Raw genomic sequence first — 23,393 nt, 5'->3', positions numbered from 1 at the left:
ACCTTATCCGCGAAAATCATCCTGATGAGCCAGGAACCAGTCGTAAGTCATCTGCAGGCCTTGTTGCAGCTCAATGCTGTAACTCCAGCCCAGTTTCTTCAGCGTATCCACATTCATCAGCTTACGCGGTGTACCATCCGGCTTCGTGGTATCGAATACGATATCGCCCTGATAGCCCACAACCTCTGCCATGGTATGTGCCAGTTCCGCAATGGTGCAGTCTTTGCCCGTGCCAACGTTGATGTGGCTGAGCATTTCTGCAGTGCACGACTCGTAAGTTGCCTGCTCGACATTGGCCACAAACACCGACGCCGCGGCCATATCATCAACATGAAGAAACTCACGCATTGGCTTGCCGGTGCCCCACACCACCACCTCTGGTGTACCCGCCAGTTTGGCTTCATGGAAACGACGCATCATCGCCGGAATAACATGGGAGTTGGCCGGGTGGAAGTTGTCGTTTTCGCCGTACAGGTTGGTAGGCATAACGCTGCGGTAATGACGACCATACTGGCGGTTATACGACTCACACAGTTTGATACCGGCGATTTTGGCAATGGCATAAGGCTCGTTGGTTGGCTCCAGCGTACCTGTCAGCAGCGCACTTTCCTGCATTGGCTGTTCAGCCAGTTTCGGATAAATACAGGATGAACCCAAAAACAGCAGATCATTCACACCAGCCAGATGCGCGGCGTGAATGATATTGCATTCAATCATCAGGTTCTCGTAAATGAACTCGGCCGGGTAGGTGTTGTTGGCAACAATCCCCCCTACTTTGGCTGCCGCCAGATACACCTGATCGATCTTTTCTGCCGCAAAAAAGGCCTGCACATCGGCCTGGTTTAACAGGTTCAGTTCGCTGCGTGAGCGCAACACCAGTTCGATACCTGGCTGGTTCTGCAACTGACGCACAATGGCAGAGCCGACCATGCCATTATGGCCGGCAACAAATACGCGCTTAGCGGTAGCAACCACAATCAGTTCTCCACGGAAACCGGTACATCATGACCATGCTCTTTCAGCAGGGCATGACGCTGCGCCACTTTCAGGTCTTCTGCGACCATTTCGGCACACATTTCCTGTACGGTAATTTCCGGCGTCCAGCCCAGTTTCTGTTTGGCGTTGGTTGGGTCACCCAGCAGGGTTTCTACCTCGGCCGGGCGGAAGTAACGTGGATCAACACGCACGATCACATCACCCACCTTAAGGGCCGGCGCATTGTTCCCTTCAATGGCAGTTACAACGGCTTTTTCTTCCACGCCCTGACCTTCAAACGCCACACTGATGCCCAGTTCTTTGGCGGACCACTCGATAAACTGGCGTACGGAGTATTGAACACCGGTAGCAATAACAAAGTCTTCTGGCTTGTCCTGCTGCAGCATCATCCATTGCATACGCACGTAGTCTTTGGCGTGACCCCAGTCGCGCAGCGCATCCATGTTGCCCATGAACAGGCACTTCTCAAGACCCTGAGCAATGTTCGCCAGACCACGGGTGATCTTACGGGTAACGAAGGTCTCACCGCGACGCGGGGATTCATGGTTAAACAGAATGCCGTTACAGGCGTACATGCCATAGGATTCACGGTAATTCACGGTAATCCAGTAGGCGTACAGTTTGGCTACCGCATAGGGCGAACGCGGATAGAAAGGCGTGGTTTCTTTCTGCGGGATTTCCTGCACCAGACCGTACAGCTCGGACGTAGACGCCTGATAGAACCTGGTTTTCTTTTCCAGGCCGAGGAAGCGAATGGCTTCCAGCAAACGCAGAGTACCCATGGCATCCACATCGGCGGTGTATTCCGGCGCCTCAAAAGAAACGGCTACGTGCGACTGCGCCCCCAGGTTGTACACTTCGTCTGGCTGAACTTCTTTGAGAATACGGGTCAGGTTGGAAGAATCCGTCAGGTCACCGTAATGCAGAATGAAGTTCTTATTATCGGTGTGTGGATCCTGATAAATATGATCAACACGCTGGGTATTGAACGATGATGCACGACGCTTGATACCATGCACTTCATAGCCTTTTTCAAGCAGGAATTCCGCGAGATATGAACCGTCCTGGCCGGTAATGCCGGTGATGAGAGCAACTTTTTTAGACATAGTGATAGTCCCTTACTTGAATTCTTTTTTTAACAGCCATTGCTGCAGAAAATAATAAATAAAACGTGGATTCTGTTTAAGGTAACGCTTCCACAGTCGACGGGGTTCCGAAGCAAGCCTGAAAAGCCATTCCAACCCAACCTTCTGCATCCACCGAGGCGCATGCTTCTTAGAACCTGCCACAAAATCAAACGCAGCGCCCACACCAAGCATAACGCAGCTAAGGCTATGTTTGTGCTCCGCCATCCAGCGCTCCTGCTTCGGACAACCGATACCCACAAACAGAACATTTACCTGGGCATCGTTAATATTACGAACAATCTCGCCGTCTTCCTCAGCAGTCAGGGGGCGAAATGGCGGGCTGTAGCGGTAGGTAATTTGTATATCCGGAAACTGGCGCTTCAGCGCGTCGACAACATCATCCAGAACGCTTTCAGAGCTTCCACCATACAGACCAATATTCAGGCCCTTCTCGCCTGAAATCCTGCAAAGCTCGTTCATTATATCCTGACCACGCACCTGCTCAGCATCTTTGGCACCCAACAATTTCTGTGCGCAAGAAATCGGCTTTCCATCAGGAATCACGAGATCGGCATTATTCACCACAGCACGAAATGCCACATCGTCGAAGGTTTCCATGCACATATGAACGTTTGAGACACATACATATGCACCCGATTCAGATTTTGCCAACTGTTCTACGCACGAAGCTGCAGCACTGATATTCGTCACATTTGTTGCCATAGTAAGTACCTGTAACATATTCAGCGTCTCGTATTCTCTGCTTGGATACATTTTTTATAAATTTCCAACAACATGTCCAGATTCGCTGCTTCTGTATACTTTTCAGAAAACACACTGCCCGCTCCGTCCGAAAGCTTTTGGTACAAGCTTGCAGAAGCGGTGAGCGTCATAACCTTAGCTAACAAATCTGCTTTATTCTTTGGCTCGTAATGCAAGCCGCTAACATCATCGTCAACGACAGCAGCCATATTGCCTAAGCGGGGAACAACAACCGGAAGACGGGAGCGGAAAGCCTCTACTATTACCATCGGAAAGCCTTCATACCAGGTGGATGCCATAACCAGACAAGTAGCTTGAGTCATGTAGTGCGCCACCTCATCGGGCGACTTCAGACCAAGATACTCAACTCCGTTAGTTGAATTGGCACGAACATAGTCAGCCTCTGGTCCATCACCAATCACTTTCAGCTTGATACCAGAGCCTCTAAAGGAGTCCACCAGAAAGCGGATACCTTTTTCTTCACTCAAGCGCCCAACAAACAACGCGAATGGTTGCTCGCTTCGAACTGATGAACTCGACTCCAGCGATCTGACAAAGTTAGGCTTCACATAGATCCGGTCTTCAGGCCAGCCGGCTTCGATGTACTTGTTTCTCGAAAATTCGGTTAAAGCGATATAGCCATCAACGCATTTACGCCAGGTTCCAATAAACTTATGAACTTCTATCATAAACACAAGAAAAAGGGTTCCTACGAACGACCCTCTGTAGACCCTCTTGCTCACTGCCCAGAAACTATGCCCGCGAACACTCTCCTCACAAACATTACCATCAACAGACAATATAGCGGTCGGGCATATAGCACGGAAATTATGCAGAGTATGAACAACAGGCACCGATGCTGACTTACAAGCCCAGAAAATGGCAGGGCTGATTATAGGGAAGTAATTATGAACATGAACGATATCATATCCACCATTGATCAACTTCCTACGCCAGAAGAAGAACTGGCGAAAAGAAAAGACAACACCAAGAGCAGCGGCAACTTTAGAAAAGAAACCCGATATTCTATCGTTATCGATAATACAGACTTCCACATTTTCGCCACTCTGCAGCATACGATGTTCATTTTCGACAACCGAGTCTTCACCGCCCTTCGTCTGATATGTGTTATGTACAATTAAAACCTTCATCAGACGTTTAGTACCTTAATAAACTTAGCTGGAACCCCGCCCCACAGCTCTCCACTTGGAACAGACTTCGTCACAACCGCTCCAGCCGCTACAACTGCATTGTCACCTATCTCAACCCCCTTCAACACCGTAACACCAGAGCCAAGCCACACGTTATTGCCAATCGAAATTGCAGCTGTATCAAAGCCTTGATTACAGTATGGAATTCCAGTCGTTTTATGATCGTGATCAAAGATGGAAACATTGTTGGCAATAATGCAATTATCACCGATAGTTACCCTATCCTTAACCACAATCTGTACATGGCGATTAAGGAAAACATTATGGCCTATAGACAAGTGCCCACCGCAAACGTCAATCAGAGAACCAGACTCTAACCAACCTTTGCCACGCCATAACAAGCGAGAGCCTACACCAATGCGAATCAAAGACGTCCAAGAAAAATAATAACCCGACAAAGAAAAGCGCGCCCGACCGACCACACTTAAAATAAATATGCTCCAAATAGTAATCGGAACTCCTATGTAAGCTTTAATTCTCATTAGGAAACTCCTCCTCTGCAACTTTCATTAGCAACAACGCAAAAAACATCACAAAAACATATATCAAAACATTATCAGTCATAAACAACACATTCAAATAGACAACAATTGAAAGCGCCAGCCGACTTTTAACGGAATAGAATGCGTACCAAAACAGGCAAAATACAATCACACCATATTCCATAAATATCTTTAAAACATCATTATGAAGAAGCACCTTACCATCCGCAATAGTCCCCCACAAAGCCCCATAAACGGCACCACTACCAGCCCCAAAAAATGAGAGCCCAACATCATCATAAACATATGAGTAAAGAACACTACGCCCTTGCGTAAAATAGGCAGAAGAAACCTCCATATAATCCATACAGAAGTCATTGAAATCTTCCGACGTAATATAAAAGCACACAACCACATATAATAGATTTACAACGAGAGCAACATACTTCAAAAAGCGCCCAAAAACGAAAGGAAGCATCATAAACAGTATTGCAACAAAAATCCCAAGCAAAGCAATTCGCTTCAAGGATAGCACGACCAAAACAAGTGCGATCAGAAATAAAATATAAGAGCGAACCCCAAAGTAATACACTGCAAACGCCCCAAAAACAAAAGCCATTGTATGACTTTCCAATGTCGACTCCGACCCCAACAATGACATATGAAACCCAGACATCAAGGCAGGTATCGACGTAACGATAAAAACCGCAATCAAAGCAAGAAAAATATAATTAAGATCTTTAGAGGTAACAATAAGTCGACCAAACACAAACGGGGCCACATAACATAAAATAAACACAACATCCTTAATCCCCTCCCACCCAGAGTATACAACCCCACCCCAGCCAACCAACATCAAGAACGGCAGCACAAGTTGTCGAATCTCCGCTCTAAACCACACAAGATGTCCAGCGAGCAAATATTTAGCCATACCAAGCATCGGGAAAAATACGGCCAACCCCGAAGCCAAAACAAGTAGTACTGTCAAAACTGACAAACGTCTATTATCCAACAACATAGCTATCGCTTATAAACTTTATTTACAGCCAACCTCAACCCCAAACGGACATTTCCTACCAAAATCTGTAAAATTATATCCCACACCCCATATAAACTCTTATCATACAAATAGTAATTACCATCCAAAGCAAGCTGCCCACGAATCCCTATATCCGCGGCAAATTTCTTGCCAAAAATTTGCCGCGCCTCTTTAACTCTAGAAATATTCTTAGATATCGATTCATGTGGATGCGATTTATCAATAACGTATGTTTTGGCTTCAATGCGCAACCCCACGCCATACTCCTTAAGCATCCTCAGAATTAAATCATAATCCTGCCAGGCCGGCAGACCTTCATCAAAGCCCTTAAGGTGAAGCATTCTGTCACGCAAGGTAAATATCTGATTACCTACGACATTCCCCTTCAGAATGTCGTGATATAGAAATTCACGACAACCACTATACAACTCTCGCTCCCCTGAAGAATCCTTCAAAACATATCCTGACGATATGAATGAATAGTCATCATTCCACGACTCGACAAAGCACTTAATCCTATCAGGAAGGAAAAAATCATCATCATCCAGCCCTGTAATATACAACCCATTCGCGCTGCCTATCGCAATATTCCTTGAATAACATGCCCCTTGCCGAACATCGTTTCTGAGAAAAACAAACCCATAAGATCTATAGCGCTCAGCAATCTCACGATATGCCTGAACATCGTCAGAGCAATCATCAACAACTATTACCTCAATACTTTCATACGACTGATCTAACACAGACTGCAAAGCCCTTTCTAATAAAACAGGCCGATTGCACGTCGTAATATAGACAGTCACCAGTTTTTTGCTTTGCACATTAAGACCCTAATCTGCCATTTAAATACAGAGAAATCCAATACAGCATTCATCAATAATGCAGCAACCAGATGCGCAACCACACTTGCAAACGCAGCACCCTCCAACCCCGCAACCGGGATCAACAATAAATTCAGAATCACATTAATAGCAAGCGCAGCCGCAGAACGTTTAAACATAACCCAATTTTTACCCAGCGCAACATATACCCTTGTTGTAATAGCACCAAGATATACCAGCGGAACAGTCCATATCGTATATGCCAACACCGGCGATGCTTGTGCGTAATTCCCACCATAAAGACAACTCACAATAAAATCAGAGAAATAGACAACAAACACACATCCCAACACACTCAAAAGCACAAGCCAAAATATCTTCCTATTCATTTCATAAGGAGACCGAACATCACCATTTAGAAAAATAATAGAAGAAACATACTTGGGAAAATATACGTTTACCAACAAAATACCAAAGACATATAGCGCATCACTCAAACGAGTAGCAGAGACATAGTTTGCCGCTGCTAAATCCCCTAACATATAACCAACCATCACCTGATCAATTTTCACATATAAAAATACAAGGAGGCTTGAAATAGCCAAAGGAAATGAACGCCTAAAGATCAACGCCAACAATTTTCTGCTGGCATTAAAACCTCCATCAAAGAGACCTATTGCAAGCTGGCGCCCTATTACAGAATATACAAAGGACACCACAACCAGCTCCAGCACATACGCCCAAGCCAAGAGATAAGGAGTCGCCCCAAGCAACAACACTCCCAACCGATATAGAAAGCCAACGATATAACCAATCAGCAACCCAATAGATGAATAATCACTCCGGCCAATTGACGTAAAAATCCATTCATATGTAAGCCAGGGCATGACCAGTAAGTATATTGATATAATAAATACCAAAGAAGGATCGCCAACCCCTAAAAACGGGAGAAAATTTACCACAAAGAAGCAAGCAACTGAGAAAAAGCAGCGTAATAAAAAAGCAGACTTTACGATATATGGAGATCTAACAGAATATATAGACAGCCATTTAATTAGCTGAGCATCCAACCCAAAAATGCTAATCGCATTAAACATGGACACCACAGCAAAAGCATACATCAGACTCCCAAATTCTGCAGGATCCATGAGTCTGGCCATCAATACCAACGATAGTAGCTGAGTTAAAAGCCTGACTATCTTCTCAGCTATACCAAACAACGCACCCCTGCTATATAAATCCATTTACCATCGCACCAAAACGTAAGCATTAAAGTCACCGGACGCACTCTACTAAAAACAGTCTTTCAATGAAATGAATCACAGTTCAGAAATGGCACATTTGATTTACCCCCTCAATAATGGTCATATCTCGCCAACTAGGAACTTATTATGGCGCGATCTGAATCCTTCCAACCTGAGCATGCCTTTCTGAAACAGCAGAAAACCCCACGAATGGGATGGAATCGTGCCGATTCTTGCCGTCCGGCCAGCAACCGTCGGTCATTTCAGCCAAAACCACGCCCGGTGGCATATTTTTGTAACACGATGTTGGCATTCTGTGCGCCTGTCATTAGAATTGGCCAGCTACTGAAATCACCCATCAGGCAGGGATTGAACTATGCGTAAGTTAATTGCAGGGATGTTACTGGCGCTGGCTGTACCAGCCTTCGCCGATATGGCCACCGACCTTAAGACCATGTCTCCGGCAGACGCTTTCCAGAAAGCCACCAGTGAGTGTGGCGGTCAGTGTGATGACGCCACCATGCAAGCCATTCTGACCTCTATGGTCGATGCAGGCGTATCGGTCGCTACCGTTGCTCAGGTCGCTGTTGCCAGCGGTGTTGCACCTGCCACCGTTATTACTGCGATGCAATCGGCTGCCGTACCTGTCGACATTAACGTTGCGGCTGGCGCCGTAGTCGACGCTGCCAATAACTCCGGCCTTGATGCCAGCACCGTTGCCGGCATCGTGGCAGCAGCACAGGAAACCGTTCTGGCCGCCAACAATGCCGCCACTGGTTCCGGTGGTGAGGCAGGCAGCGGAGAAGGTGCGGATGCCAACCAGGACACAGGTAATCAGGATACTGGTACCCAAGACGGCGGTAACACCACGACTACGCCGCCTCCTGCGGTTGTCGTTCCGGTTGTAACGCCGCCAGCGCCGACGCCTCAGGTCAGCCCTGTCTGATTCTTTGCCTCAGGCTCTGCGTAGATCTGAGTCTGGGGGTTAACGAAAAGCCCGCTTCATAGTCACTGTGAAGCGGGCTTTGTTCTGTATGGCACATCAGAAAACAGGAACTGCCCATGAATCGCTGGACCGCGTATCAGGTTATGTTGTTTACCCTGCCTCTGCCGTTTGGTGGCTACCGCGACTGGGCCTGGCCCTGGTTTGCCGCCGTGGCGGTGATTCTGTTGCTGCTTGAAGTTAATCATCTGCTGCGCATCCGCCACATTGCCCGCCTGCCGGCCATACCTTTTCCAACCGCATTTATAAAAGCCCTGCCGCTGATCGGGCTGCTGGCCATGGTGCAGCTGTGGGTGCTGGTGCAGTGGGCAGCGGGTATTTCGTATTCGCCATTTGATACCTATACGGCATTCCTCCGGGGTTTGGGGCTGATCAGTTTTTTTGCGCTGACGTTGCTGATGCTGCATTCGCGCGAGCGGGTAAAAAGAGCGGTCTGGATAGTGGCGCTGGCGGCGGCTTTTCAGGCGCTGTTCGGTGCCGTCATGGTGCTCACCGGGCTGGAATTCGGCTTCTTTATTGAAAAGCAATATTACCGTGGCGTAGCGACCGGCACCTTTGTTAACCGTAACCATCTGGCCGGTTATCTGGAGATGAGTCTGGCGCTCGGTATTGGTTTTTTGCTGGCGCAAAGCACTTATTATTCAGGCTCATTGCGCCAGCGCATGCGCCAGATGGTCGCCATGTTACTCAGTGACAAAGTCGTGCTGCGCTTGCTTCTGGCCGTGATGGTGATTGCACTGGTCTTAAGCCGTTCGCGCATGGGCAACACCGCTTTCTTTGCCAGCCTGATGCTGGCCGGTGGTCTGGCTTTGTTACTGATGCGCAATAAGAGCCGTTCAACCACCATTCTGCTGGCCAGCCTGCTGGTGATCGACATCGCCATTGTCGGCACCTTCTTTGGTGTCGAAAAAGTCGCCGATCGTCTGCAAAACACGACCGCAGAACATGAAAGCCGCGACGAAGTAACACGCGACACGGTGAATATGTGGCGCCAGAACCTGATCACCGGCATTGGCGCCGGTGCCTTTATTCCTGTGTATCCGGCCTTCCGCAGCGCGGATGTAAAAGAAAATGCGATCTACAACAACGCCCATAACGACTATGCCCAGTTCGGCGCCGAATTTGGTCTGCCGGCGTATCTGACCCTGGCGGCTGTGGTGCTCTGGTGTTTCTGGTGGGGTGTCATGGCCATGCGCCTGCGCAACAGCGATCTGTACAAAGGCATGGGCTTTTCTGCGTGTATGGGCATTATCGCCATCGCCATTCATTCGGCGGTTGATTTTAACCTTCAGGTTCCTGCAAACGCCTGGATGTTTATGCTGGTACTGGCAATGGCCGTCATTGCACGCTGGGCGCCGCACAACGCTCAGCCACTGCCGGAAATTAAGCGCCACGCCACGCTGAAAGTTGAAGACCAGAGCGAACCGGCGGAGCGGCCCGCATGATGAAGCTGCGCCCGACGCTGCAACGGTTGAGCAAAAACACCGTCGGCCAGGATTTTGTGGTGGGTGATATTCACGGCAAGGTCGCACAGCTGAAACAGCAACTGGCCGACGCCAACTTTAACCCCGCCACAGACCGGCTGATCTGCACCGGCGACCTGATCGACCGGGGTGAGGATTCACCCGCCGCGCTGGCGTTACTGGATGAGCCCTGGTTCTACTCGGTGCTGGGTAACCACGAATACCTGATGCTGAGCGGCCTTAAATACGGCAACAGTCGTGACCGTCTGACCTGGCTGAATCAGGGCGGCAACTGGATTGCCAGCGCCCCGCGGGAACGCTGGCAACACTGGTTTCAGCTACTGGAAGCATTGCCACTGGGTATCGAACTGGAAGGCAAAGACGGACGTCGTTATGGCATTGTTCACGCCGATTACCCGCACGCCGAATGGGCGGAGTTTGAATATCTGACGCCCGATATGATGCAACGCTGCATCTGGTCGCGCAGCCCTTTCGAGCAGCGCGCCCAGCATACGGTAAACGGCATTGACCTGCTGATTCACGGCCACAACGTCACCGGCGGAGAGGAAGTGGTGCTGGGCAACCGCTGTTATATCGAACCGGGTGCCTACTCAGGCAACCCCTTTATTCTTAAAGCGGTGTAAGCCGCTATTTTTTGGCAAAGCCCTGGCTTTCAATAAAGGCCTTCATGTGAGGCCGGGCTTCTTTCGCCAGAATACCGGAAATCTGTTCGCTCCAGGTCATGACTTTATCGGCGCCCATGCGCTGTTCGTAATAGTCGTGCACGCGCGCATCGTAGTCGGCCAACAGGGCTTTATCGCCTTCGCGGTTATAGGCATTGGTGTGCAGCACCAGCGGCAACGGCAGACGCGGACGCAAGGTCGGGTCTTGCGCCGGTACGCCAAGGCACATGCCAAACAGCGGCAATACGTGTTCGGGTAATTCCAGAAGCCCGGCGACTTCAGCGGGTTTATTGCGAATGCCGCCAACAAACAGCCCGCCCAACCCCATGGATTCTGCCGCCACCAGCGCGGTCTGCGCCATGATGGCGGTGTCGACAGCGCCGATCAGCAACTGCTCGGTAAAGCCCAGCCGGGCATCTGGGGAAATCTGCTGATGACGGTAAAAATCGGCACACCAAACCAGAAATTCCGGCGCCTGCCCTACCCATTTTTGCCCACCGCTGAGTTCCACCAGACGGGCACGCTTTTCGGCATCGGTTACGCGGATCACCGACGTAACCTGCAAAAAGCTGGAGGTCGATGCCGCCTGCCCGGCCAGTAATATTTCCTGCAGCTGCTCTTCCGTTACCGGCGTATCGGCAAAGGCGCGGATGGAACGGTGCGAACGCAGGAGACGGATAACGTCATTCATAAAAGAACCTCAGTCTGGTGTTGCCAGAAAAATAGTAGCGCAGTGCGGGCGGCCTTATTCAACACCCAACACCACTTCCGAACGTTCTCCCTGCTGGGCCTTGCACACCGTCACCCGCGGTGCCAGCGATTGCCCTTTGTTGTCCGTTTGTGCCGCCAGATACGCTTTTACGGTCTGGCCGCGCTGCGTGGCCAGCGCCACGCCTTGATCGGCCAGCGTGCCGGCCTCGTCGTGGCTGACGAACGGGCAGACGCGTAATTCCAGATCGGTTTTCTTGCTCATTAATCCGGCCACTTTATTCAGACGCTCGGTCTGATCGTCCGCCAGTTCATGGCTGCCCGCAGCAAAGCTCAGGGCATCGAGGCGGATGGCAAACAGGTAGTCACCGGCGTAGGACGCCACGGTAATCATGGTCGTGTACGGCTGCAGACTCTGCTTCAGGTAGTACAAGGCGCCCTGCTGCAGCGCCAGTTTACTCAGCTGACGGGAGAGGTCATTCAGACCAAAGTCCGGACGACTGAGATCACCCGACAGAGGCACCGACAAACGCACGTTACCGTTGTCATCGCGCAGTAAATCGAGTGCAGTATCCACCGGCATGGCGATCTGTTTGCTGACGCGGGCGATGGTTTGCTGATCGGACGGTACGAAGCGCGAATTGCGCAGCAGAATTTTAATGTCGCCAGACAGCCGGGCCTGATTCACCTGAATGATCGCATCCAGATTCAGCATGCCGCGCTCAACCTGATAGCCCATGGCCTGATTGAGATAGCCATTAAATGGCACCAGATCCAGCTGCTCGGCGTGCACCGTCAGTTCACCCTGCGGATACACCTGCCCATCACGCGCATACAGGCCGAGTTCGCCGTCGATGCGGATACGGTTGTAGTCATCCAGCCCCAGCACCAGCCGCACCGGCACAGGCTGTTTTAGTTGCAGCGGTGTCGCCGATATATCTGGCTGTATTGCGCCTATGTGCAGCTCGTGGATGGTTAATGTGGCCCGCAGTGGTGGCGTGACACTGGCATCCAGCATGCGGATTTGAGTCGGTTGTGCATCGCCTGCACCAGATTTAATGGCACCATCACCCTCAGCTGGTAACGCAGCCATTCCCTGTTGCAAACCCGCCAGTACGATCGCCAGAACCTGAGTGACAGCCTCGCTTTCAGCCGGTGCTTGAGCGGCAGATCCAGCAGCCAACACAGTGCCTGCATCGTCCGGGTCTGAATGACTGGCCGATGACTGATCCGGCAAACCAGCCAGAGAACCATCGGCGCGGCGCTCAACGGCCAGCGTCAGGCCGGTGTAGGCCTGCTCGCCAACCGACAATGTGCCCGCTGTCTGATAATCCAGACCGGAAATACGGTACTGACCAAGCGTCAGTAAGGACTTACCGCCGGCGCTGAGAGTCAGCCCCTGCAGGTCGAGTGCATCAACATGCTGCTGATTACTCTGATTGGTAATGCCGGACAGGGTTAATTTCTCAAGGGTGATGGCCTGTGCAGCGGGTGCAGCCGTGTCTTTTTCACCCAAGTCTTTTTCAAAGGCGTCTGATTCACCTGGGCTTTTTGCATCAGCATTTTTTTCTTCAGCACTTCCTACCTCTGTGCTTTTTGCTTCTGTTCTTTTTGCTTCCGTCTTGGTCGCCGCCGCAGATTCATTACGGAAGGTGAAGCCATTCAGTTGCAGCGCCGTTAATTGCTGCTGCGTTGCGTCGGCCACCAAGCCCTTCAGCGCCAGTTGCTGCAAGGCCACGGACAATGAATCGTGTACCTGAACGCCCACATTATTTACCGTAATATCGCCCTGAAATTGCGGCGCCAGCATCGGGTTCAGCAGCTGACCGGCCACGGTCAGCGACAGCGGATTCTGCAGTTGTACGGCCTGTGGCGTACGCACGGCCAGCGCGGCAATCTGCGCGCTTAATTGCACAGTCACCGGCGAAGATCCCGTACTGGAAAAATCCGCTAACGTCAGCGACTGCAACCACCACTCGCCGGATGCATCCAGAGACTGATCATTAACGCGCCACACGATGCGCTCGTCGTTCAGCGTTAACTGATCCAGCTGAACAGTCCATGCTGCCGCCTGCACCGTTGCATCGACAGCGGATTCAGCTTCATCGGTTTCAGCCACTGCCGGTTTATCCGCTGCGGGCGACGCGAGTGGAATCATCAGGCCTGCCACACTCAGATTTTTATTCCCGTCCTGTTCTTCGACCGCCAGATTCAGCGCCAGACCATCAACCGCCAGCGATCGTACATGCACGCGCTGTTGCAAAAGAGCCTTTACATCCAGATTCAGCGCCAGCGTTTTCAGCGTGGTCTGGCCATTGGCAACACCCGGATGCGTCAGGGTCAGGTCATGTAAGCGAAACTGCAATTTAAAGGGTGAAAAAGACCAGTCACCAGCGGTTAACGAAAATCCCTCGCCCTGCTGTGCATACCAGCGATCCGCCAGCTTAAGACCCAGTGCCGGCGCCAGCTGAATACCCACCAGCAAGAGCGTGACAACAAACAAAACAGCGATCAGAAAATGGCGTAAAAAACGTTTCATAATATCGGGTGTTCTTTGGTTGCTCAGGGCCGCAAGGCCAATGCTGTCTGCGCTCTTTCTGTGTTCCGCGTCATGCCTGACGCGCTCCCCACAAGGCATCGCGCAGACCACTGGCCCTTTGTACCCGGGTGATCAGGCCCTGCTGCCAGCAGGCATCTGAGGTAAATAAGCAGAAGCGCTCGCGGGCGCGGGTGATGGCGGTGTAAATCAGCTCGCGCGTAATCACACTCTGCCATTGGTCTGGCAGCAGCAGGCAAAGTTCCGTGAATTCAGAGCCCTGACTTTTGTGCACTGTCATGGCAAACGCTGTTTCGTGCTCGGGCAAGCGGCTCGGTAATAACCAGCGTACGCTGCCGTCGGACGCCGGAAACGCCACCTTAAGCTGCCCGCTGCCATCGGCTGCCATCAGGGCAATACCGATGTCGCCGTTGAATAATCCAAGGTCATAATCGTTGCGGTTAATCATGACCGGCCGGCCCGCGTACCAGGCACCTGAGCCCTGATTCATAGCGTTTCCGGCCATTTGTGGTGTATTCAGCAGGCCTTTGCTTTGCAACAATTGCTCGATGCGCTGATTCACCACCGTCACGCCGTACACACTCTGACGCAAAGCCACCAGTACCTGAAATTCATTAAATGCATCCAGCACCGCCTGCGCCTGTTGCGGATTATTCATCTGCTGCTGAACCGCCGCGCAATACGCCGCATGACCTTGCACTATGCGATCCTGAAAACGGCGATCCGTCCACCACGGATTGCGGCTGTCCTGCTGCAGGGCGAAATATTCAATATCGCTGAACCGCTGAAACGCCTGTGCAGCGGCACTTAGGTTACTGCTGTTCACCGCCTGCGCCAGCTGACCGATACCGCTGTTCGCATCGAAGCGGTGCGACACCCGCAATTGCGCGACCGCGTTCTGAATCGGCCGCTCCGCTGCTTCGGCGAACGGCATTAAATCGTACCCCGTAAGCCCGCTCAGACGTTGAGCAAATTCAAGTGAAGGGCCGTGCTGGGTTCCGGCGTCGCATAAATCCGCCAGCACACTGCCCGCTTCTACCGAGGCTAACTGATCGCGGTCACCGAGCAGAATTAACCGGGCATGGGGCGCCAGCGCGGCAAATAAATGATGCATCATGGGTAAATCCACCATGGAGGCTTCGTCCACCACCACGCAATCGAACGGCAATGATCGCTCGCGGTTGTAGCGGAAACCGCGCGGTGTCCAGCCGAGTAAACGATGCAGGGTAAAACTCTCGTCGGGAATGCGTTCCGCGTAAGGCAAGGCGCCGGCGCTGGCTTTTAAGCGGGCATTACGGATCGATTCCGTCATACGCGCGGCGGCTTTTCCGGTGGGTGCTGCCAGCGCAACCGATAAATCCGGGTTCACACTCAGCAAGGCACTGAGCAGACGCGTTACTGTGGTGGTTTTACCCGTGCCCGGGCCACCAGTGATGACCGCCAGCCGCTGAGTACAGGCCGTCGCCGCCGCCACCTTCTGCCAATCAACGCCGTCAGTGGACGGAAATAACGGCTGCAAAATGGCCGTCAGCGTGGTGTCGTCGGCAGCCTCCGTCACGCCGTGCTGCAAACGCTGCTGCAGAAATTCAAGCAGTGACTGCTGGTAAAAATAATAACGCGCCAGATACAGATTTGTGCCATCCAGCACCAGCGGCTGGCGGGCATAATCCGCGCCAGAGGCGGTATTAAAAACGGTGTGACACCGGGCCAATACGGATACCAGTTCATCAACGCCACTCGCTTGCCACTGGTCCGAAAGTCCAGCTGGCACTGATAACCCCATGGACAACGGCAGACACACCTGTCCTTTGCCCAACGCGATGCTGACCATTAACGCGCTGAGCCATAACGGCCCGGTGTCGGTTCCGGGGTCACGCACTGAGGTTTCGTAACGCACAATCTGGTCGGCCAGCTGGCGGTCGATATCGCGCACACCGGCAAGCGGCGTCGGTTCACGCAGCCTCATACGGAAGCCTCCTCAAAGAACACCTGACGCCAGCGCGCAAGCTGCTCCTCATCGATAGCGTGGTAATAAACACCGGGCGGTAATTCGTAGTGCACGCTGTTAAATAAATCGCCCTGAGCCGCCCCCGGCGCGGTCAGGCTGAACAGAGGTGCACCCTTGCCCAGATGCATGCCACGCAGGAAGAAATAATACACACCACCCAGATGCTGCTGCGGCTGATAATCCGGAAGGCGGTGCTTAAGCAACTGATCGAGCGCCAGCGTGTAAATCCAGGCCTGCAGGTCATAGCTGTGATCCAGCATGGCATTCTGCAATGACGCCGGCGCATAGTCGGCCAGCGTAAAACCCAGATGATTCGATTTATAATCCGCCACGTAATAACGGCCGTCGTGACAGAAAATAAGGTCGATAAAGCCTTTTAAATAGCCGCTCAGCGGATCGAAATGAAAGCGGCCGTGGCGTCCCGCTGGCGATGCCAGCAGCGTATCAATCTGATGTGGACGTAAATTCGCCACCGGTAAATAAAATTCCATTTCATCCAGACGGTTGCCGGCGCCAATATCGGCCAGGCAAAAACGCGCTTGCCGGGCATCCATCAACGGGCTTTGTACAACAGCCGTCAACCACTGGCTTAACGCCTGAATTTGCGCAGCCTGCTCACTGTCGGAGGCAGCCAGCAAGCCATAATGACTCAGCTCACGGGCGCCGATATCCGCCAGTTTTTGTGCATCACGGAAATCCCAGTGTTCAAACACCGCATGCAGACAAGTGCCGGCGTTTGCGCCTTTGGCGAAGGTCAGCGCCGGATGCAGCTCATCAAAGGCCTGCGCCTCATCGCTGGCTAACGTGTTCACAACTGAATAATCAGTTGCGCTGGCGCCGGTGGCCATTTCATCGCCGCGCAGTAACTCGTCGTCCGCATTTAACGATTCAGCAGCAGCGACAGTAACGGCACCGCCGTCATGCTCCTGCGTCAGCTGGCTGTAACTGCTGACCCGCCATAAATCGCGGGCACGACCGGAAAACAATTCGGCAGCCAGCGATGGTAAGTTCTGACTCGGTTTGGTGTTGACGCTCACACAGGACGTCCAGTCTGCCGGGGCCGAAACGGCAATATCCGCGTGGGCATTGTCTTTCAGGCCTTGCCAGTCCGGGTCGGTATCCAGCCCCAGCAAATAGCCGAGTGCACTGGCGGCAATAATGGATTTCTTTTGATTTTTCGAGCGGCCGTCCAGCGCGTCCATCAGCCAGACAAAACACCCCTGTTCGGCCCGGGTTAACGCCACGTACAAAAGCCGCAGACTTTCGGCCAGTGCATCGCGCGCGGCCTGAGCTTTGGCTTCGTCGTCCGGGCGCAGATTCAGCACCATGCCGCCGTCTTTGTCACTGAAATACTGCACATCGGCTTTGGCATTGGTAGTCTGGTCATCCCATAAATAGGGCAAAAACACCAGCGGGTACTGCAGGCCTTTGGATTTATGAATGGTGACGATGGTCACCAGATTGGCGTCACTTTCGAGGCGTAACTGTGCCTCATCACCGGCGTGTTGCTCGCTGAACACATGCTCGCCCAGCCAGCGCAGCAGAGCTTCGTGACCACGCAGACGGCGGCTGGCCGACTGCAATAATTCACCCAGATGCATCAGGTTGGTCAGGCGACGTTCACCATCCGCCAGCGCCCGCAGACGTTCCGCGCGGCCGTCGTCTTCCAGCCATTGCATCACCGCCGCCATGACGCCGCGGCGATTCCACAACTGGTGATACAGCTGATGCCGGCTGAGTACGTCTTCCCACGCGCTTTCGTCATTCAGAAACTGATCCAGCTGATGGGCACTGTACCCCTGAGTTTCGGTGGCCAGTGCCGAACGCAGCGTGCGTTCATCCGCCGGATGCGCAATGGCCTGCAACCAGCGGAATGTGTCCAGCGCTTCCTGGGTTTCAAACACGGAATCACGGGTTAAAAACACACTGCCGATGCCTTCGGCGGCCAGGGCTTCGCGCACCCAACCGGCTTGGCGACGACTGCGCACCAAAACCGCTATGTCGCGCGCCTGAACGCTGTTTTCGCCGAGACGCCCGGCCCCTTGCATCAGCGCGGCAATTTGTGCAGCGCATTGACTGGCGGCGGTACGCTGCGCAGCCGGGCGGGAATATTCTTCGCCGTCGTGCCACAGCTGCAGTGGTGTTTGTTCAACACCACCGACCTGAAACGCTTTGTTGTCGTGACTGCCACCGGCGCTGACTTTAATAAATTCAATGTCGTCATCAAAAATAAAGGGCGACGTGTTCGCGGCGAATAATTCGTTTACACCACTGACCAGACGCGTATGGCTGCGCCAGTTGGTGCTGAGCGTGAAACGCTGGCTGTCAGCCAGCTGCCGGCGGGCAGTAATGTAGGTAAAAATATCCGCACCACGGAAGCCGTAAATTGCCTGCTTCGGATCACCGATCATAATCAGCGCATAATCGCTGCAGCCGGGCCGATCTGGATCGACCGGTTGCTTCGACTGTTCTGGCATCCGGGCCGGATAAATACGGTTAAAAATTTCGTATTGCTGCGGGTCGGTATCCTGAAATTCGTCAATCATGGCCACCGGATACAGGCGACGGATCTGCGTGGCCAGCGCCTCGCCCTGCACCGAACGCAGGGCAGCCTGCAGCAGACGCAGCAGATCGTCCGGCGTTAACGCACCGGCGTGTTCCAGCAATTCGAAATAGCGGGCACTGATGGCGTCCTGCCAGGCCAGATCCAGCAATAACGACAACTGACCGGCGAGTTTGCTGAATGCCGAAAATGCGTCAAACAAGGCATGGCTCGGTAAATCGCCTTTTTCCAGCTTTTCTTCCATTACCTCGTAGGTCAGCCGCGACAGGTTGTCGGCTTCCGGCAGCTGAAATTCACCACTGAAATAGCGGTACACCTGCCCCACCCAATTGGGGGTATTTTTGCTGTTGTAACTGCGCTTGCTGACACCGGAGGCGGCTATCAATTGCACCAGATCGGCCGCCGGGGTGTCGGCACAAAGCGCCCGGATTCGCTGAAACTGCGACGCGGCCTGCGCCCACAGCGCATCAAAAGAATCGGCTGGTACGACCGGTAACACCTTAACGTCGGGACGGGCGATGCGCGATTTTACTTTTGCCAGCAGCTGATCCGGGCCGGAATAACGGCTCAGCAAAAAGCGGCTTTGTTCCGCCGACAACGGATACGCCTCACGGCGCCAGATATCTTCGCAGGCCTGCTGCAGGTAAGTATCCGCATCCAGCACCAGTTCAGCGCTGAACACCACGCCACTGTCGAACGCAAATTGTTTGAGCATGCGCTGACAAAAACCGTGGATGGTAAAAATGGCAGCCTCATCCATTAAGGCTAAATTAGCCTGCAACCAGGGTTTTACGCCCTGACGGATGACCGCAGCATCACAACCGGCCTGCGCAGCCAGATCGCTCAGGCAGGCATAAAAGGCGCTGTCGTGTGCTTTCTGGTTATTTTCCAGACGCAGAATATCTTCAAAGCTGTCGCGCAGACGCTGACGGATCCGGCCCCGTAATTCTTCGGTTGCCGCACGGGTAAAGGTCACCACCAGAATCTGGTCGCAACCCAGCCGCTCACCGCCCCGTCCATGACCGAGAATTAACCGGTTATATAAACCGGCGATGGTGTAGGTTTTTCCGGTGCCCGCACTGGCTTCAATCAATGACTGTCCGGCCAACGGAAAATCATGCACGGAAAGGGTCTGCATCAGTTGGCCTCCCCGTCTTCGTTCACAATATGCTCGCTCAGCGCGCGCATGAGCGTGCCGTAATCGTCAAGCCATTGCTGGTGATTATTCAGTAAGTCGTCACTCACAAACTGCGGCAGACAGCGTTGCAGATAGGCAGACGTCAGTTCACCGCTTTCCCGTTCGGCCATCTCGTTCAGCATTTTTTCGAGCGCTTCCTGCTGTTCATCCGGATCATCGGTTTTTTGCGTTATGTTGCCGATGCCATTCAGCAGCATCCATAAGGTGTCGGGCAAATGCGGCAGCGGCTGACACCAGCATTGCCAGTACCAGATTAAGGCCTGTGCAACCTGCGCTTGCGCCAACGCCTGCGCCGGCGCTTTTAAAACGATGCGGCGCAGCACCTTCTGATTTTTTTCTTTGCCAAGACCCAGCAGTACCGCGTGGCTGATTAACCCTGGCTGTGCAGCCGCTACCAGCACCAGTTGCAGCCAGGCATTGAGCAGATCGCGGCCACGGATATCGCCAACACGCTGCAGCACAAGATAGCCCGTGTCATCGCCTTCGCGCTCACAAAAGGCCTGCTGTAATTCACCGGAAATATCGCAGCCACCGGCACGGTACGACAGCGCCCGTGACGGCATGCGCTGCTGCGTCAGTGCGAACAGGGTGTGCGCCAGTGGCAGCACATCGGTTGCAACGCCTTCGCTCCACACCCGGCCCAATTGATTGACCGGCAATAATCCCAGTGCCTGCTGGCGACCGGTAAACACCAGTGCATCGGCTTCGACGTCATCCAGACGCCCGGTGTTGGTCATCACCCGGTTCAGCCATTCCTGCTTCAGCAGATAAAAATCCAGACCGCCGGGCGCAAAGGGTTCTTCGGTTTCGTGTTCCTGCCAGTGAATATCCAGCGTGGCGCGCAACCTGCGGGTCATAAAAAATTTCATCGGGTCGGTCATGGCCTGACAGACATCGCTCCAAAGCACCTGCAGCTGATTCAGGTCGGCAGGCAGCGCCAGTGCCTGAGTCAGCCACGGTGATGCCTGTTCAGCAGCACTATGTCCTGTAACCCCGTGACCTGCAGACAAAAGTCCGGCATTGGCAACCTGGGCCCAGACCGACTGAAACCCCCGGATATTTCGCGGATTATTCTGCGGGCTGAAATGCGCCGGGTTATACGGCTGCAGGGGTAATTCCTCGCACAGCCAGTGCGCAAAATGCTGATGGCTGACGCTGTGAGGAAGCTCAAGGTGTTCGTTCAGACAAAAGCCGTCGCACAGATAATCGCGTAATTCGGCGACCAGCACCGACGGCTGTAATTCGGCATTTTCGCGCACATCACGGCCACGGTAGCTGATGTACAGATAATCCTGCGCAGAGCAGACGGCTTCCAGAAATAAATAGCGGTCGTCTTCCCGGCGCGAACGGTCACCGCGTCGGGGTTTGCCACTGACCATTAGATCGAAGCCCACCGGCGTCACCCGGCGCGGGTAATCCTCGTCGTTCATACCCAACAGGCAAACGGCTTTAAAGGGAATCGAGCGCATGGGCATCAGGGTACAGAAATTCACCGGTCCGGCTAAAAAGCGCTGCCAGCCGCCCTGTTGTCCCAGCTGCTCGTTAAACCAGCTGCGCACCACCACGGGCGTAAGCGGGCAATCAAACGCGGCAATCGCCAGTTCGTCTGACCAGCGCTGGATCACATCACGCAGGCGTTGCAGTGAATAATGCTCGCTGTCGGAGGGTGCGTAAAAATCGGGCAGCAGGCGTTGCAGGGCTGACACCCAGTCGGCGTTTAAGCGGGTCCCCTGAGCGAAGAAACGCTGCCAATGCTCCAGCGTATCGATAAACGCCATCAATTTACCCAGGCGTTCGCCTTCATTACCTTCGGCTGCGGCCAACGGAAAATCACCGAGAAAATCGTCATCGCCATCGGGCAGCATGTAGCCCAGCAATAACTGCCGCAGACCTTTGCGCCAGCTGTTCTGTTCAAAGGCCGGCAGCCCCAGTTGCCGGCGCTGCTCGCCATCCAACCCCCAGCGGATCTGCGCCTGCGCCAGCCAGTCGCGCAGTGGCGGTAAATCGTCTTCGCTCAGGTCAAAGCGATTGCGGATCGCGGCAACGTCGAGCCAGTCCTGCACGTCGGTGATCAGCAGGCGTGAATCGGCCAGACCCAATAAACGTAAAAAGCTGTCGATCAGCGGATCTTCCTGCGCCATCGACTGGTCGGCAATGGCCCACGGAATCCGGTATTCGCCACCACCGCTGGTCGTCGCTTTATGGCTGGCAAATACGGCATCAATATAGGGCGCGTACTGGTCGATATCCGGCACCATCACCACAATATCGCGCGGTTTTAATTGCGGATTGTGCTCCAGCCAGAACAAAATCTGATCGTACAGGCGCTGAACTTCGCGCAACGGACTGTGCGCACTGACCAGCCGCAAGCTGCCGTCACTGGCATCAATTCCCTGCTTAAAGCGGCTGTGCAGCAGAGCGTCGGCGGTAAAGGCGCCCTGCTGACGATCGGTTAAATCGAGAATATCCCGCTGCACATAATTCAGCAGCGACGGCGCTTTACTGTCGTCCTGATACCAGAGTTCAACGTCCTGCAGCTCACCATCGGCACTGCTGTCGTTCACCAGCGTCAGAAAATCCCGCCCAAGCTTGCCCCAGGAAGCCAACAGCGGGTTGCCACGGTCGAGCAGGTCCGATGCATCCGGCTGTTTGCGTAAAATCGACAGGCGCTGTTTGTCGCTGACGATATCGCCCCAGAAATTGCGGCAAGGATTGAGCAGAAAAAAGTGCACATCAATCACGGGAGAAATGGCTTTCAGCACCTGCCAGTAGCTACCCGGCAGCGCGGCGATACCAAACACAAACAGACGTTTCGGCAAGCCCTGAAGACGCTCCGGGTGTTTGGCCACCAGATCTTCCAGCTGAGTCAGCAAACGTGCCCTGTGGTCGAGTGAATGGTTTAATTCTGCACTGTCGGCCACCAGCGCCCGCCAGACATACGGTTGCCAGGCATGGGCCGACACATCGGTGTCCGCCACTTCGTCGACGCCCATTTCCCAGCTGAGCAACCAGTCGGGACGATAAACCAGATACTGGTCAAAGACGTCGGCGATGGTGGTGGCCAGCTGATAACAACGCAGGCCATCCTGATCGTCGGTTAAATAGTGGGCAATGGCCGCACATTCCGGTTTTGCGGCCAACTCTGGCAACAGGCGCACCAGCTTCCAGGCCATGATGTGCTTATCGAAATGCGAGCGTTCCGGCAGATCGGGTTTCAGCCGGTTGAATACCTGCCAGACAAAACTGGAGGGCAGAGGAAAATCGACCTGAGCGGCTACACCGAGACCGTCGGCCAGCTGCAGTTTCAGCCAGTGCGACATGCCCTGACTCTGCACCAGAATGGCTTCTTTTGCGAACGGACCGGCGGGGCTCTGCTGCATCAGTTTCAGCAGAATGCCTTTAAGAATTTCGAGGTCGTTGGCGTGGTAGAGGCGGAACATACTTTCCCTGAAACCGTCAGTCTGAACAAAGCCCAGATTAACAGATCAGGGGCTTGTGATCTGCCCTTGTGTTAAGCCACGATACAGG

Annotated in this window: 16 protein-coding genes; 3 read left to right on the top strand and 13 right to left on the bottom strand. The window is 53.3% G+C overall.

What is annotated here, in order from left to right; genetic code table 11:
- Positions 1–3: 3 nt before the first annotated feature.
- Genes fcl through ACQUQU_RS05495 form a run of 8 tightly spaced genes read right to left on the bottom strand, consistent with a single transcriptional unit; the run spans position 4 to position 7,682 of the window.
- Complete coding sequence (gene fcl / locus ACQUQU_RS05530) at positions 4–975, bottom strand: GDP-L-fucose synthase (protein ID WP_430462251.1); 972 nt, start codon at positions 973–975, stop codon at positions 4–6.
- A gap of 2 nt (positions 976–977) precedes the next feature.
- Positions 978–2,102, bottom strand: coding sequence for a GDP-mannose 4,6-dehydratase (gene gmd / locus ACQUQU_RS05525; RefSeq protein WP_430462250.1), 1,125 nt, complete (start codon positions 2,100–2,102; stop codon positions 978–980).
- Between the two features lie 12 nt (positions 2,103–2,114).
- Positions 2,115–2,846, bottom strand: coding sequence for a WecB/TagA/CpsF family glycosyltransferase (locus ACQUQU_RS05520; RefSeq protein WP_430462249.1), 732 nt, complete (start codon positions 2,844–2,846; stop codon positions 2,115–2,117).
- 20 nt (positions 2,847–2,866) lie between these two features.
- Positions 2,867–4,036, bottom strand: coding sequence for a glycosyltransferase family 4 protein (locus ACQUQU_RS05515; protein ID WP_430462248.1), 1,170 nt, complete (start codon positions 4,034–4,036; stop codon positions 2,867–2,869).
- Complete coding sequence (locus ACQUQU_RS05510; protein ID WP_430462247.1) at positions 4,036–4,578, bottom strand: acyltransferase; 543 nt, start codon at positions 4,576–4,578, stop codon at positions 4,036–4,038. Before ACQUQU_RS05510 ends, ACQUQU_RS05515 begins: the two co-directional genes overlap by 1 nt.
- Positions 4,568–5,596 (bottom strand): hypothetical protein, encoded by a 1,029-nt coding sequence (locus tag ACQUQU_RS05505; protein WP_430462246.1) that lies wholly within the window; start codon positions 5,594–5,596, stop codon positions 4,568–4,570. Before ACQUQU_RS05505 ends, ACQUQU_RS05510 begins: the two co-directional genes overlap by 11 nt.
- Before the next feature lie 2 nt (positions 5,597–5,598).
- Positions 5,599–6,438, bottom strand: coding sequence for a glycosyltransferase (locus ACQUQU_RS05500; protein WP_430462245.1), 840 nt, complete (start codon positions 6,436–6,438; stop codon positions 5,599–5,601).
- A complete protein-coding gene (locus tag ACQUQU_RS05495) occupies positions 6,417–7,682 on the bottom strand; it encodes a flippase (RefSeq protein WP_430462244.1) in 1,266 nt (421 codons plus the stop codon). Before ACQUQU_RS05495 ends, ACQUQU_RS05500 begins: the two co-directional genes overlap by 22 nt.
- 376 nt (positions 7,683–8,058) lie before the next feature.
- On the opposite strand from ACQUQU_RS05495, the gene ACQUQU_RS05490 reads away from it, so the two are divergent.
- The 3 genes from ACQUQU_RS05490 to ACQUQU_RS05480 all read left to right on the top strand — a co-directional run bounded on the left by ACQUQU_RS05490 (position 8,059) and on the right by ACQUQU_RS05480 (position 10,792).
- Complete coding sequence (locus ACQUQU_RS05490; protein WP_430462243.1) at positions 8,059–8,628, top strand: hypothetical protein; 570 nt, start codon at positions 8,059–8,061, stop codon at positions 8,626–8,628.
- Between the two features lie 116 nt (positions 8,629–8,744).
- Positions 8,745–10,130, top strand: a complete 1,386-nt coding sequence (locus ACQUQU_RS05485) for an O-antigen ligase family protein (RefSeq protein WP_430462242.1) — start codon at positions 8,745–8,747, stop codon at positions 10,128–10,130.
- Positions 10,127–10,792: a metallophosphoesterase gene (locus ACQUQU_RS05480; protein WP_430462241.1), complete on the top strand. Its 666-nt coding sequence runs from the start codon at positions 10,127–10,129 to the stop codon at positions 10,790–10,792. The genes ACQUQU_RS05485 and ACQUQU_RS05480 overlap by 4 nt, the downstream gene beginning before the upstream one ends.
- 4 nt (positions 10,793–10,796) lie before the next feature.
- On the opposite strand, the gene nfsA is transcribed toward ACQUQU_RS05480, so the two are convergent.
- The 5 genes from nfsA to recC all read right to left on the bottom strand — a co-directional run bounded on the left by nfsA (position 10,797) and on the right by recC (position 23,305).
- Positions 10,797–11,522 (bottom strand): oxygen-insensitive NADPH nitroreductase, encoded by a 726-nt coding sequence (gene nfsA / locus ACQUQU_RS05475; RefSeq protein ID WP_430462240.1) that lies wholly within the window; start codon positions 11,520–11,522, stop codon positions 10,797–10,799.
- A 54-nt stretch (positions 11,523–11,576) separates the two neighbouring features.
- Positions 11,577–14,078 carry a DUF748 domain-containing protein gene (locus ACQUQU_RS05470; RefSeq protein ID WP_430462239.1) on the bottom strand — a complete coding sequence of 834 codons (2,502 nt, stop codon included), beginning with the start codon at positions 14,076–14,078 and terminating at the stop codon, positions 11,577–11,579.
- Positions 14,079–14,148: 70 nt separating this feature from the next.
- Positions 14,149–16,062: an exodeoxyribonuclease V subunit alpha gene (gene recD, locus ACQUQU_RS05465; protein ID WP_430462238.1), complete on the bottom strand. Its 1,914-nt coding sequence runs from the start codon at positions 16,060–16,062 to the stop codon at positions 14,149–14,151.
- Positions 16,059–19,805 (bottom strand): exodeoxyribonuclease V subunit beta, encoded by a 3,747-nt coding sequence (gene recB / locus ACQUQU_RS05460; RefSeq protein ID WP_430462237.1) that lies wholly within the window; start codon positions 19,803–19,805, stop codon positions 16,059–16,061. Before recB ends, recD begins: the two co-directional genes overlap by 4 nt.
- The gene (gene recC, locus ACQUQU_RS05455) at positions 19,805–23,305 is read right to left on the bottom strand and encodes an exodeoxyribonuclease V subunit gamma (protein WP_430462236.1); all 3,501 of its coding nucleotides are present in this window, start codon (positions 23,303–23,305) and stop codon (positions 19,805–19,807) included. Before recC ends, recB begins: the two co-directional genes overlap by 1 nt.
- Between the last annotated feature and the right edge of the window lie 88 nt (positions 23,306–23,393).

The organism is Thalassolituus sp. LLYu03, assembly GCF_050507655.1.
Taxonomy (GTDB): domain Bacteria; phylum Pseudomonadota; class Gammaproteobacteria; order Pseudomonadales; family Oceanobacteraceae; genus Venatoribacter.
This window is presented reverse-complemented; position numbering and strand designations above follow the sequence as displayed.

What these genes read in the sequence shown, in the direction of transcription:
- gmd (WP_430462250.1), bottom strand. Translation starts at nt 2,102, where the DNA reads ATGTCTAAAAAAGTTGCTCTCATCACCGGCATTACCGGCCAGGACGGT.
- ACQUQU_RS05520 (WP_430462249.1), bottom strand. Translation starts at nt 2,846, where the DNA reads ATGGCAACAAATGTGACGAATATCAGTGCTGCAGCTTCGTGCGTAGAA.
- ACQUQU_RS05515 (WP_430462248.1), bottom strand. Translation starts at nt 4,036, where the DNA reads ATGAAGGTTTTAATTGTACATAACACATATCAGACGAAGGGCGGTGAA.
- ACQUQU_RS05510 (WP_430462247.1), bottom strand. Translation starts at nt 4,578, where the DNA reads ATGAGAATTAAAGCTTACATAGGAGTTCCGATTACTATTTGGAGCATA.
- ACQUQU_RS05505 (WP_430462246.1), bottom strand. Translation starts at nt 5,596, where the DNA reads ATGTTGTTGGATAATAGACGTTTGTCAGTTTTGACAGTACTACTTGTT.
- ACQUQU_RS05495 (WP_430462244.1), bottom strand. Translation starts at nt 7,682, where the DNA reads ATGGATTTATATAGCAGGGGTGCGTTGTTTGGTATAGCTGAGAAGATA.
- ACQUQU_RS05490 (WP_430462243.1), top strand. Translation starts at nt 8,059, where the DNA reads ATGCGTAAGTTAATTGCAGGGATGTTACTGGCGCTGGCTGTACCAGCC.
- ACQUQU_RS05485 (WP_430462242.1), top strand. Translation starts at nt 8,745, where the DNA reads ATGAATCGCTGGACCGCGTATCAGGTTATGTTGTTTACCCTGCCTCTG.
- ACQUQU_RS05480 (WP_430462241.1), top strand. Translation starts at nt 10,127, where the DNA reads ATGATGAAGCTGCGCCCGACGCTGCAACGGTTGAGCAAAAACACCGTC.
- nfsA (WP_430462240.1), bottom strand. Translation starts at nt 11,522, where the DNA reads ATGAATGACGTTATCCGTCTCCTGCGTTCGCACCGTTCCATCCGCGCC.
- ACQUQU_RS05470 (WP_430462239.1), bottom strand. Translation starts at nt 14,078, where the DNA reads ATGAAACGTTTTTTACGCCATTTTCTGATCGCTGTTTTGTTTGTTGTC.
- recD (WP_430462238.1), bottom strand. Translation starts at nt 16,062, where the DNA reads ATGAGGCTGCGTGAACCGACGCCGCTTGCCGGTGTGCGCGATATCGAC.
- recB (WP_430462237.1), bottom strand. Translation starts at nt 19,805, where the DNA reads ATGCAGACCCTTTCCGTGCATGATTTTCCGTTGGCCGGACAGTCATTG.
- recC (WP_430462236.1), bottom strand. Translation starts at nt 23,305, where the DNA reads ATGTTCCGCCTCTACCACGCCAACGACCTCGAAATTCTTAAAGGCATT.